Origin of the sequence: Nocardioides jensenii JCM 1364 = NBRC 14755 (genome assembly GCF_001552535.1) — a bacterium.
Taxonomy (GTDB): domain Bacteria; phylum Actinomycetota; class Actinomycetes; order Propionibacteriales; family Nocardioidaceae; genus Nocardioides; species Nocardioides jensenii.
In genome coordinates, this window is the sequence record NZ_BCRJ01000003.1 from 257,689 (window position 1) to 269,216 (window position 11,528).

Annotated in this window: 13 protein-coding genes; 7 read left to right on the forward strand and 6 right to left on the reverse strand. The window is 69.3% G+C overall.

Features of this window, described 5'->3' with window-relative positions; genetic code table 11:
- Positions 1-3 precede the first annotated feature (3 nt).
- The 3 genes from NJ4_RS01920 to NJ4_RS01930 are packed head-to-tail and all read right to left on the reverse strand — an operon-like array spanning position 4 to position 2,290.
- Positions 4-984, reverse strand: coding sequence for an adenylate/guanylate cyclase domain-containing protein (locus NJ4_RS01920; protein WP_082748082.1), 981 nt, complete (start codon positions 982-984; stop codon positions 4-6).
- Positions 974-1,483, reverse strand: a complete 510-nt coding sequence (locus tag NJ4_RS01925; RefSeq protein ID WP_067429304.1) for a PH domain-containing protein — start codon at positions 1,481-1,483, stop codon at positions 974-976. The genes NJ4_RS01920 and NJ4_RS01925 overlap by 11 nt, the downstream gene beginning before the upstream one ends.
- Before the next feature lie 24 nt (positions 1,484-1,507).
- A complete protein-coding gene (locus tag NJ4_RS01930; protein WP_082748083.1) occupies positions 1,508-2,290 on the reverse strand; it encodes a biotin--[acetyl-CoA-carboxylase] ligase in 783 nt (260 codons plus the stop codon).
- Here NJ4_RS01930 and NJ4_RS01935 point away from each other — a divergent pair.
- The 3 genes from NJ4_RS01935 to NJ4_RS01945 all read left to right on the forward strand — a co-directional run bounded on the left by NJ4_RS01935 (position 2,289) and on the right by NJ4_RS01945 (position 6,048).
- Entirely contained in the window at positions 2,289-3,953 is a 1,665-nt protein-coding gene (locus NJ4_RS01935; RefSeq protein WP_082748084.1) for an acyl-CoA carboxylase subunit beta, read from the forward strand. The two genes, NJ4_RS01930 and NJ4_RS01935, sit on opposite strands and share 2 nt — an antisense overlap.
- A gap of 117 nt (positions 3,954-4,070) precedes the next feature.
- Positions 4,071-4,295, forward strand: coding sequence for an acyl-CoA carboxylase subunit epsilon (locus NJ4_RS01940; RefSeq protein ID WP_067429311.1), 225 nt, complete (start codon positions 4,071-4,073; stop codon positions 4,293-4,295).
- Between the two features lie 91 nt (positions 4,296-4,386).
- A complete protein-coding gene (locus NJ4_RS01945; protein WP_067429314.1) occupies positions 4,387-6,048 on the forward strand; it encodes an alkaline phosphatase D family protein in 1,662 nt (553 codons plus the stop codon).
- Here NJ4_RS01945 and NJ4_RS01950 read toward each other — a convergent pair.
- Positions 6,042-6,464, reverse strand: a complete 423-nt coding sequence (locus tag NJ4_RS01950; protein ID WP_067429317.1) for an NUDIX hydrolase — start codon at positions 6,462-6,464, stop codon at positions 6,042-6,044. The genes NJ4_RS01945 and NJ4_RS01950 overlap by 7 nt on opposite strands.
- Before the next feature lie 22 nt (positions 6,465-6,486).
- Between NJ4_RS01950 and NJ4_RS01955 the strand changes: the two genes are divergently transcribed.
- Positions 6,487-7,509 carry a P1 family peptidase gene (locus NJ4_RS01955; protein ID WP_245644404.1) on the forward strand — a complete coding sequence of 341 codons (1,023 nt, stop codon included), beginning with the start codon at positions 6,487-6,489 and terminating at the stop codon, positions 7,507-7,509.
- Entirely contained in the window at positions 7,506-8,087 is a 582-nt protein-coding gene (locus NJ4_RS01960; RefSeq protein WP_067429323.1) for a hypothetical protein, read from the forward strand. The genes NJ4_RS01955 and NJ4_RS01960 overlap by 4 nt, the downstream gene beginning before the upstream one ends.
- Before the next feature lie 27 nt (positions 8,088-8,114).
- On the opposite strand, the gene NJ4_RS01965 is transcribed toward NJ4_RS01960, so the two are convergent.
- Positions 8,115-8,531: a hypothetical protein gene (locus NJ4_RS01965; protein ID WP_157550595.1), complete on the reverse strand. Its 417-nt coding sequence runs from the start codon at positions 8,529-8,531 to the stop codon at positions 8,115-8,117.
- 42 nt (positions 8,532-8,573) lie between these two features.
- On the opposite strand from NJ4_RS01965, the gene NJ4_RS01970 reads away from it, so the two are divergent.
- Positions 8,574-10,256, forward strand: coding sequence for a DUF885 domain-containing protein (locus tag NJ4_RS01970; RefSeq protein ID WP_067429328.1), 1,683 nt, complete (start codon positions 8,574-8,576; stop codon positions 10,254-10,256).
- The gene (locus NJ4_RS01975) at positions 10,253-10,852 is read left to right on the forward strand and encodes a Maf family protein (RefSeq protein ID WP_067429332.1); all 600 of its coding nucleotides are present in this window, start codon (positions 10,253-10,255) and stop codon (positions 10,850-10,852) included. The genes NJ4_RS01970 and NJ4_RS01975 overlap by 4 nt, the downstream gene beginning before the upstream one ends.
- Here NJ4_RS01975 and NJ4_RS01980 read toward each other — a convergent pair.
- Positions 10,817-11,398, reverse strand: coding sequence for a GtrA family protein (locus NJ4_RS01980; protein WP_067429335.1), 582 nt, complete (start codon positions 11,396-11,398; stop codon positions 10,817-10,819). The two genes, NJ4_RS01975 and NJ4_RS01980, sit on opposite strands and share 36 nt — an antisense overlap.
- Positions 11,399-11,528 lie beyond the last annotated feature (130 nt).

Below are 11,528 nucleotides of genomic sequence, written 5' to 3' on the forward strand. Positions count from 1 at the left end.
CGCTCAGCGCGGGCGGACCGTGATCGGCTCGACCAGACCGAAGCCGCGCAGCGGCCGCGCCGGAAGCCGGCGCGTCTCGAACTGGTCGTCGGGCAGCATGTGGGCGGTCGCCTCGTCGATGATCATCCGGTTGCGACGAGCCACCGCAGTCAGTCGCGCGGCCAGGTTGACCGGCGGCCCGAAGACGTCACCCATGCGCATCACGACCCCGCCACTGGCCAGACCGAGGCGTACGTCGGGCATCCGGGGGTCCCGACCGATCACGCCGATGATGCCGTCGGCGATGTCGAGTGCCCGGATCGGGTCGTCGCACACGAACAGCACCGAGTCGCCCAGGCTCTTGATCACCCGGCCGTGGTTGGTGGAGACCACGTCGTGGCACCGGGACTCGAACACCTCGACCAGGTCGCCGATGCGCTCCTCGCCGATCTCGTTGGACAACGCGCTGAAGGCGACGATGTCGGCGAAGCCCACCGTCACCTCCGTGGTCTTGAGCTCCTCGTCGTCCGAGCCGAAGGCCTCGACGCGCGACGCGGCAGCGGCGAGGTGGCGACGCCACGCATAGACCAGGAGCTGCTCGAAGGGCGGTCCGACGTCCTCGAGCAGGCGGATGGCTGCTGCGATGCGGTCACCGGCAGCCCCACCCGTCGGCAGCTGGGGCACGAGAGTGGCGATCTCCCAGTCGGCCAGCCGCGCCATGGTGGTGCCCACGGCACGAGTCAGGTTGAGCGCGGTGTCGAAGTCGATGACCCCGTCCTTGACGCTGCCCTGCAGGAGGGCGAGTGCCTCGACGTCCCCCTTGGTGAAGGCGACCTCGTCCTCGCCGTACTCGGGAAAGCCGAGAGCACGCCAGATGCGGCGGGTGATGTCGAGGTCGACCTCGACCCGCTCCGCGATCCCCTCCGCGGTGAACTCGGCGGTGCTGCCGAGAATGCTCTGGATCAGGTCATCGCGGCTGAGCGGCTTCCCGGGATCAGACACCATCGTCGTTGCGCTGCTCGGAGAGCCGGTGAAGCTCGTCGGCGACCTTGAGCTGCACCTGCTCCACCCGCGGGATGTCGTGGAGCTCGACCCGGCCCTGTTCACTCGCGTCGGAGACGACCAGCGTGCCGCAGCCGAAGATGCGGTCGACCACACTGATCTCGAAGTCGACCCCGCTGATGCGGTTCAGCGGGATGGTGCGCCCCTCCTTCGCGATGAAGCCGGAGCGCGCCAGGAAGCGACGATTGGTGAAGGTGTATGACGTGGTCAGCCAGGTCAGGAACGGCCGCACCACCCACCACACGATCACGATCGCCGCGAGCACCCAGACGACGATGTCGATCACCTTGCCGGTGGTCCCGTCGCCGAGCGTGCCGAGGTAGATCGCCGCTGCGAGGGTCACGAGCAGCACGAGGATCGGCAGGAACAGCGCCTTGACGTGCGTACGGGTGGTGACGATGACGTGTTCGCCCTCGTTGAGGAGCTTCTGAGAGATGGCCACCCCCAGATCATGTCAAACAAATGGTCAACGCACATGCGTCACGTCGCCGGCGCCCACCTTCGTCTGCCCCGTTGCGGTCTCCACGACCAGCTGACCGCCCGGGTCGATGGCGCTGGCCCGCCCGGAGATCGGCTCCCCGGCCGGCATCTCGACCCGCACCTCCCTGCCCAACGTCACACAGGCCGCGGCGTACGACGTCCGCAGCGAATCAGGATCCCCGGCCAGCCGCGACAGCGTCTCGTCGAGGGTCGCCAGCAGCGCGATGAGCAGGTCGGTGCGGTCGGGCGCGTGGCCCAGCTCCAGGGCCAGCGACGTCGCGTTGTCGACCGGGAGCTCGTCTCGTGTGGTGGAGACGTTGAGGCCGATGCCGATGATCGCGGCCGGGCCCCGAGGAGTCTCGACGCGCTCGACCAGGATCCCCGCCACCTTGCGACCCTCGACCAGCACGTCGTTGGGCCACTTGAGCCCGAGACCGGGAACGGTGGCGGCCAGCGCAGCGTGCACCGCGCACCCCGTGGCGAGTGGGATCCACGGCCACATCGCCGCGGACAGGTCGGGCCACTGCACCACGGAGAAGGTCAGCGCCGAGCGCGCCGGGGTCTCCCAGACCCGATCGAGGCGACCGCGACCGGCGGTCTGGTGCTCGGTGACGAGCACGGCGCCCGAGGCGGCACCCTCACGGGCTCGAGCCGCAAGCAGCGCGTTGGTGGAGCCGGCCTCGGCCAGCACCTCCACCCGATCGGGGAGGCGAGCCGGGTCCAGGGGGTCCCGATCAATGGGTGGGCGAGCGCGAGGTCCGGAGGTCATGGGCACTAGATTGGCCCACGGACACACTAGGAGGCCAGTACACGTGAGCGCACAACCGGGCGAGGGCACTGACGTCCCGCAGGACATCGACATCCACACGACGGCAGGCAAGTTGGCAGACCTCGAGCGCAGGCTCGACGAAGCCGTGCACGCCGGGTCGGCCAAGGCAATCGAGAAGCAGCACGCCAAGGGTCGCAAGACCGCCCGAGAGCGCATCGAGCTCCTCTTCGACGAGGGTTCTTTCGTCGAGCTCGACGAGCTCGCGCGCCACCGCTCCACGGCCTTCGGGCTGGAGAAGAACCGGCCCTACGGCGACGGCGTCATCACCGGCTACGGCACGGTCGACGGCCGCCAGGTCTGCGTCTTCTCCCAGGACTTCAGCGTCTTCGGTGGATCGCTCGGCGAGGTCTACGGCGAGAAGATCACCAAGGTGATGGACCTCGCGATCAAGACCGGCAGCCCGATCGTGGGCATCAACGAAGGCGCCGGGGCCCGCATCCAGGAGGGCGTCGTCTCGCTCGGCCTCTACGGCGAGATCTTCAAGCGCAACGTGCACGCCTCAGGTGTCATCCCACAGATCTCGATGATCATGGGCAACTGCGCCGGCGGCCACGTCTACTCCCCCGCGGTCACCGACTTCACGATCATGGTCGACGGCACCTCGGGCATGTTCATCACCGGCCCCGACGTGATCAAGACCGTCACCGGTGAGGACGTCACCATGGAGGAGCTCGGCGGCGCGCGCACGCACAACACGAAGTCGGGCAACGCGCACTACATGGCCTCCGACGAGGACGACGCGTTCGAGTACGTCAAGGCGCTGCTCTCCTACCTGCCGCAGAACAACCTGGACGAGCCGCCGTCGTACGACGAGGAGGCGGACCTCGAGATCAGCGACCTCGACAAGACGCTCGACGCGCTGATCCCCGACTCCCCGAACCAGCCCTACGACATGCACACCGTGATCGAGAGCGTGCTCGACGACGAGGAGTTCCTCGAGGTTCAGTCGATGTTCGCACCGAACATCATCATCGGCTACGGCCGCGTCGAGGGACGCCCCGTGGGTGTCGTCGCCAACCAGCCGATGCAGTTCGCCGGCTGCCTCGACATCGACGCCTCCGAGAAGGCCGCGCGTTTCGTGCGCACCTGCGACGCGTTCAACATCCCCGTGCTCACCTTCGTCGACGTACCCGGCTTCCTGCCCGGCACCGACCAGGAGTGGAACGGCATCATCCGCCGCGGCGCCAAGCTGATCTACGCCTACGCCGAGGCCACGGTGCCGCTGATCACCGTGATCACCCGCAAGGCGTACGGCGGCGCGTACGACGTGATGGGCTCCAAGCACCTCGGTGCCGACCTGAACGTCGCCTGGCCGACCGCGCAGATCGCCGTGATGGGCGCCCAGGGTGCGGCCAACATCGTGCACCGCAAGACGCTTGCGGCCGTCGAGGCCGAGGGTGGGGATGTCGAGTCGCGTCGCGCCGAGCTGGTCGACGAGTACGAGACCACACTGGCCAACCCCTACATCGCCGCCGAGCGTGGCTACGTCGACACGGTGATCATGCCGCACGAGACCCGCACCGAGATCGTCCGCGGCCTGCGTCTCCTGCGTTCCAAGCGCGAGATCCTGCCGGCAAAGAAGCACGGGAACATCCCGCTGTGAGTGGGGGCACGGAGTGCTCCCCGAGCAGCGGGATCTGAGTCGACGCGCCAGCCGAAGAAACTCCGAACTCACGACAGGTCGATCCGAACCGACGACAGTTCGATCGAAGGAGACGACATGACAGCCGAAGACAAGCCCCTGGTGCAGCCGATCCTCACGGTGGTCGGCTCCGACGCGACCCCCGAGGAGATCGCCGCCCTGGTCGCGGTGTTCTCCTCCCTCGGCGCGGTCGAGGCACCGCCCCAGAGGCGGCAGTCGGAGTGGTCGGCCAACCACCGGCGGATGCGAGCCAGCCACCCGCACGGGCCCGGCGGTTGGCGCTCGAGCGGTCTGCCCCGCTGAATCGTCCCCGACGTGCGGGTTCGATGCATCTCCTGCATCTGAACCCGCACGTTGGTCATTTCCCGGTCGGGCCGTGTTGCATGCTGAGCACATGAACTCCCTCGTGCTCGGCCCGATGCTTCGCCACATCGACGAGACGGCCGCGACGATCTGGGCGGAACTGGCCGATGCCGGGACGATGACCGTGCGGGCCGGCGAGCACGAGGCGAGTGTGCGCACGTTCGCGGTGCACGGCCACCACTACGCGCTGGCCGCCCTCGACGGCCTGTCTCCCGGCTCGCAGCTGGCCTACACGGTCGAGCTCGACGGCACCCAGGTGTGGCCCGAGCCGGACTCGCCCTACCCGCCCTCCACCATCGCCACCCTCGACCATGACCGCCCGCTGCGCATGGTGTTCGGGTCCTGCCGCACGTCGGTCTCCCACGACGAGCAGGGCAACAAGACCCACGGCGTCGACGCCCTGCGGGCCTACGCACTCCAACTCGCCGAACACGACAGCCCCCGGCCCGACCTCGTGCTGTTCCTCGGCGACCAGGTGTATGCCGACGAGACCACGGAGGCGATGCAGGAGTTCATCGAGTCACGCCGTGACATCGACAAGCCCCCGTGGACCGAGCTGCGCGACTACGAGGAGTACGCCCACCTCTACTGGCTCGCATGGAACGACCCGGCCAACCGCTGGCTGCTCTCCACCCTGCCCAGCGCGATGATCTTCGACGACCACGACATCCGTGACGACTGGAACACCTCGCTCGCGTGGAAGCGCGAGATGGAGGCCACGTCGTGGTGGCACGGGCGGATCGTGGCCGGCCTGGCGTCGTACTGGGTCCATCAGCACCTGGGGAACCTGAGCCCGGCCGAACGTGCCGAGGACGAGATCTGGCGCGTCATCGAGGCGTACGACGGCCCGGGTGAGGTCGACGTCAGCGACCACCTGGACGCATTCGCCGAACGGGTGGACCAGGAGCCGGAGACGTACCGGTGGAGCTACTCCCGTGACTTCGGCGGCCAGGCGCGACTCGTGGTCGTGGACTCGCGGGCCGCGCGCGTCCTCGACCCGGAGCACCGGTCCCTGCTCGACGACGCCGAGCTCGCCTGGCTCGACGACCGCATGCGAGGCGACGTCGACCACCTTCTGGTCGGCACCTCGATCCCGTTCCTACTGGCCCCGGGTCTGCACCACGTGGAGGCGTTCAGCGAGGCACTGGCCGGCGGCGCCTGGGGAAGACGCGGGTCACGGGCCGGTGAGAAGCTGCGCCAGAAGGTCGATCTGGAGCACTGGGGTGCCTTCCAGTCGACCTTCCAGCACGTGGCCACGATGACGCTCGAGGTTGCCCGGGGTGAACGGGGGCGGGCGCCACGGACGGTCACGTTCCTGTCCGGCGACGTGCACCACAGCTACGTCTCGGAAGCGCGCCCGCGACGCGGATCGCCCCTGCAGAGCCGCATCGTCCAGGCGGTCTGCTCACCGATACGCAACCCTCTCTCCCGCAAGTGGCGCTTCGCGACGGCCGTACTCTCCTACGGGGTTGCCGGCCCGATCGGTCACCTCGTCGCGAGATCCGCGAAGGTGCCCGTCGCACCGTTGCGCTGGAGGCTGACCCAAGGACCCTGGTTCGACAACAACCTGGCCACCCTGGAGGTCACCCGCGAGGGTCTACGACTGCGCTGGGACACCGGCGAGGTGACTGACGGCAGGCATGACTCGCCCGGCCTGGTCGAGGTTTCGACCGTGGACGTCGGGAGTCACTGACTGCCTGCCAGCAGCTCCATGGCGGCGTCGACGAGGCTGACGCGTTTCAGTGACGCGACCTCGTCGAGCGGGACCCACCGGCACTCGTCGGTGGTGCCGCCGACCTCGTGGGTCAGCTCACCGCCCGTGATGTGCCCGCGGTAGATCACCCGTAACGCGCGCAGGTCGCCGGCGCCCTCCGAAAAACGTGCGGCGGCCGGCACGTAGTTCGTGTCGACGCCGAGCAGTCCGTCGAGCGCGACGTCGAAGCCGGTCTCCTCCCGGAACTCGCGGACTGCGGTCTCCTCGGTCGTCTCGTGCTCCTCCATGCCTCCGCCGGGCAGGGTCCACCCGGTCTTGCCGTTCTCGTTCCAGTGGGCGAGCAGCACAGCGCCGTCCTCGACCACCACCACATAACTGGCTGGTCTGGTGTCCATGGTGCGTGACCATACTGGTGGGGTGACCTCCAACAGCATCACGGACGTGCCGGGCATCCGGGTCGGCCAGGCCGAGCGCATCGGCGACGGCTGGTTGAGCGGGACGACGGTCGTGCTCGCCCCGCCCGACGGTGCCGTCGGCGGGGTCGACGTACGCGGCGGCGGGCCGGGCACTCGGGAGACCGACCTGCTCGACCCGCGCAACCTGGTGGAGCGGGTGCACGCGATCGTGCTCAGTGGCGGCTCGGCGCTCGGGTTGGCCAGTGTCGACGGCGTGGCTCAGCGGCTCCTCCGGGACGGCATCGGCTTCCCGATGGGAGGGCCGGGCGAGGTGGTGCCGATCGTCCCGGCTGCCGTGCTCTTCGATCTCGGCCGGGGCGGCGCCTTCGCCAACCATCCCGATGCCGCGCTCGGTGCGGCGGCGTACGACGCGGCCTCGTCCGACGTACGAGAGGGCACCGTCGGCGCCGGCACGGGCGCTCGCGTCGGCGGGCTCAAGGGCGGCATCGGCTCGGCGTCGGTGCGACTCGAGGACGGCACGACGATCGGCGTGCTCGTGGCGGTGAACGCGGTCGGCTCCGCGGTCGACCCGGGCACCGGCGAGCTGTACGCCGCCCGTCACTGCCTGTCCGGTGACCTGCCGACGCTGCGTCACCCGGACGGCGCAGAGCTCGAAGCCGCGCACGCTGCCGCAGCTGCCGACCCGGCCCTGCTCAAGCCGCCCCTGGCCACCACGATCGGTGTCATCGCCACCGACGCGGCGCTCACCAAGGCCCAGTGCGCCAAGCTGGCCGGGATCGGCCACGACGGCCTGGCCCGCGCGATCAACCCGGTGCACACGATGTTCGACGGTGACACGATCTTCGCCCTGGCCACCGGCACCGGCGAGGTGGCCGACGTCCTCTCGTTCCAGGCGATGCTCGGCCCGGCCGGAGACTGCGTCACCCGGGCGGTCGCGCGCGCCGTGCTCGCCGCCGAGTCGGCCGGCGGAATGCGCAGCTTCCGCGAGGCGTTCCCCTCGGCCCTGGACGGGTCGCAGCCATGATGATCCCCCGACGGGTGCTCGACGGGGTGGTCTCCGGCGAGCTCGACCTCGCGTTCCGACGCTGGACCCGCCGCATGCACGTGCCCGGCGGCTCGCAACGTACGGCGGTCGGGGTGATCCGCTTCGACACGGTGGACGTCGTGGACCCCGACGCGATCACCGAGGACGAGGCCCGACGCAGCGGGCTCGAGCTCGCTGCGCTGCGCGAGGTACTGGCCCGCAAGCCCGGTGACGTCTACCGAATCCGGATGAGCTTCGCCGGTGACGACGAGCGGGTGACGCTGCGTGAGAGGGCGCGTCTCGGACCGAAGCAGCGAGCCGAGATCGTGGCGGAGCTGGCCGGCATGGATGCCCGCAGCAAGCACGGTCCGTGGACCCGCTCGCACCTCGAGCTGATCGACGAGCGGCCGGGCGAGCTCGCCGAGACCATCGCGCTCGACGTCGGTCGCACCAAGCTGCCGTTCAAGGCCGACATCCGAAAGTTGAAGGAGCTCGGCCTGACCGAGAGCCTGCGTCCCGGCTATCGCCTCTCACCCCGCGGCCGCGCCGTGCTCAAGCACTTGCGGTCGCTCGAGTGACCCTCACCTCGCCGGCGTGGAGCCGGTTCACCGGGACGAGCTGACGGTTCGCCGAGTCGAGCTGACGAGGGCCGGCAGGGACCACACGACGGCACCGATCACGCCGGCGGTGACGAGGGCCAGAAAGAGGTCGATCAGGTAGGCCGGACCCCAGTCGTTGTCGCTCCCCATCACCGCGAACGCGACCCTGAGACCGGCCCAGGTGGCGAACACCGACACCACCGGAGTGACGAACACCGCAATCCAACGCCGCGCCTCCACCGGCCCGGGAACCATCCGGTCGCCGCCCAGCCAGCCGATGTAGCACAGGACGAACAACGGCACGAAGAACACGAACAGGCCCAGACCGAACGTGAAGATGATGAAGACGAAGTAGCCGATCAGGACGAAGACCTGGGCCGCCGTCACCCACGCCCCCGTCAGTGCCGCGGAAAGGGGGTTCACGGCTCTGTCCTCCCCGCTGGGTCCCACCCCTAAACTGACCGGATGACTGACGTGCGCGCCGTGGATGCCATTGCCGACAGGTTCGTCGAGGAGTACGCCGCCCTCGACCCGATCACCGCGACCTACCTCGGCATCTCCGGGCACGAGGACCGTTTGACCGACCTCTCCCCCGACGGGTTCGGTGCCCGTGAGGGGCTGACCCGCAAGGCTCTGGCCGACGCCACCGACACGGCGCCGGGCGACGAACGGGAGCGGGTCGCCCGGGAGGCCTTCCTGGAGCGCCTGGGACTGGACGTCGAGATGATCGACGCGGGTCTGAACCGCAGCGACTTCTCGGTGATCAGCAGCGGCCTCCACGAGATCCGCCAGGTCTTCGACCTGATGCCGACCGAGGGCGACGAGGCATGGAGCCGCATCAACGCCCGCATCGCCGCGGTTCCGCAGGCGTTGCAGGACTACCGCATCACGCTGGCCGAGGAGGCCAGCAAGGGCAATGCCGCCGCCGCTCGGCAGTACGCAGAGGTGGCGACCCAGGTGCGCAGATGGACCGGCCAGCAGGGCAAGGGTGGGGGCTTCTTCGCCGAGCTCGTCACCGGCAACGACGCGGGCGACACCCTCGGGGCCGAGCTGGAGAAGAACGCAAAGGCAGCCACGCGCGCCTTCGCCGACTTCGGGATGTTCCTCGAGGACGAGATGGAGCCCCGCGGCCGCGACAACGAGGCCGTCGGCCGTGAGCACTACGCGCTGGCCTCGCGCCAGTTCCTCGGCGCCACCGTCGATCTCGAGCAGACCTACGCGTGGGGCTGGGAGGAGCTCCGGCGCATCGAGGACGAGATGACCGCGACCGCCGGGCTGATCCGGCCGGGCAGCAGCATCGACGAGGCGGTTGCCCACCTCGACGCCGACCCGGCCCGCCGGATCGAGGGCCGCGAGGAGTTCCGCCAGTGGATGCAGGAGCTGGCCGACAGAACGCTGGCCGACATGGCCGCGACCCACTTCGACATCCCCGAACCGATCCGTCGCATCGAGTGCCGGCTGGCGCCGACCAACGACGGCGGCATCTACTACACCGGGCCGTCCGAGGACTTCACCCGCCCGGGTCGTATGTGGTGGTCGGTGCCCGACGGCATCGACAGCTTCTCACCGTGGCGTGAGGTCACCACCGTCTTCCACGAGGGCGTCCCCGGTCACCACCTGCAGGTCGGTCAGACCACCTACCGCAAGGAGCTGCTCAACCGCTGGCAGCGCCTGATGTGTTGGGTCAGTGGCCACGGTGAGGGCTGGGCGTTGTACGCCGAACGGCTGATGGACGACCTCGGCTACCTGGCCGACCCGGCCGACAAGCTCGGCATGCTCGACGGCCAGGGGTTCCGCGCCGCCCGGGTGATCGTCGACATCGGGATGCACCTCGAACTGGAGATCCCGAAGGACAACTCGTTCGGGTTCCACCCCGGTGAGACGTGGACCCCGGCGCTGGGTCTGGAGTTCATGCGCCAGCACTGCCGCATGGACGACCCGACGATCGTCTTCGAGGTCAACCGTTATCTCGGGTGGCCGGGCCAGGCGCCGTCGTACAAGGTCGGCGAGCGGATCTGGCTCGAGGCCCGCGACGAGGCGAGGGCCCGCAAGGGCGCTGGCTTCGACCTCAAGGAGTTCCACACCGCCGCGCTCAACCTGGGCTCGATCGGGCTGGACCCGCTCAAGGCCGCCCTGGCCCGCCTGTGAGTGCCGCCAGGCTGGTCCTCGCCTCGGCCTCCCCTGCCCGGCTGGCCACGCTGCACAGCGCCGGGGTCACGCCGGAGGTCATCGTCTCCGGCGTCGACGAGTCGAAGCTCGACGGTCTGCCACCCTCCGAGCTTGCCCTGCAGCTGGCCGAACTCAAGGCTGCGTCTGTCGCCGAGCGGGTCACCGGCGATCGGCTGGTGCTCGGCTGTGACTCGGTGCTCGAGCTCGACGGGCTGGCCCTGGGCAAGCCCGGCTCGCCCGAGGAGGCGACCAGTCGTTGGGTGGAGATGCGTGGGCGCACCGGAGTGCTGCACACCGGCCACGCGCTGCACCACCTCGCGTCCGGGCAGGTGGCCGCGGCCACGGCCTCGACGACCGTCCACTTCGCCGAGGTCACCGATGACGAGATCGCGGCGTACGTCGCCACGGGCGAGCCCCTGCACGTGGCGGGTGCTTTCACCATCGACGGACTCGGCGGCGCCTTCGTCACCGGCATCGAAGGCGACCACCACAACGTGGTCGGTCTCAGTCTGCCCTTGCTGCGCGACCTGCTCGCCGAGCTAGGGCAGTCGTGGGTCGACCTCTGGGTGCCCTGACCCGTCGTCGATCATTCCGTCGAGGTGGCGGCCGTGCCCACGCGGCAGCACGCAGTTGCCGGGCAACGGCATCGCGCTCGTGCCGGCCAACGTCGCCGGCGCGTAGTTCTTCTGGCTGAAGATGACCTGCCGGAAGAGATAGAACCGGGCCATCATGCCGAGGCCGAGCCCCACCACGTTGGCCGCGACGTTGTCGGCGAATGCGGAGTCATGGTCAAGCAGGTTGCGACTGATCCACAGGCACCCGATCGGCAGCGCCATCGTGGCCACGTTGATCAGGACGTACGCCGACCGGCCACCATCCGCGTGCGCGGTCTCGCGGTTCTTGAACGCCCAGCTGCGGGTGCCGCGATAACTGATCGCCATGCCGACCGTGTTGGCCAGCACGTAGGCCAGCGTCGGATGGCTGTTCATCCACGGTTTGTCGGTGGCGTAGAAGCCGTGCACCAGGAAGTTGAAGATCACGAACGCCACGAGCGTTGCCGCCCCGCCGACGGCGAGGAAGCGCAGTGTCTCGTCGATGAGACGTCTGGCGCGGGGACCCATGAGAATTGAGGCTACTCGACCCGACCGGATTCCCCTGTCAACGGTGGGTCCGACGCGGCGGCCGGCTCCCGAGCACGACCGGTTGGAGGCCGTACCGGCGATGCCTGGATCCGCAGATCATGCTCGGCAA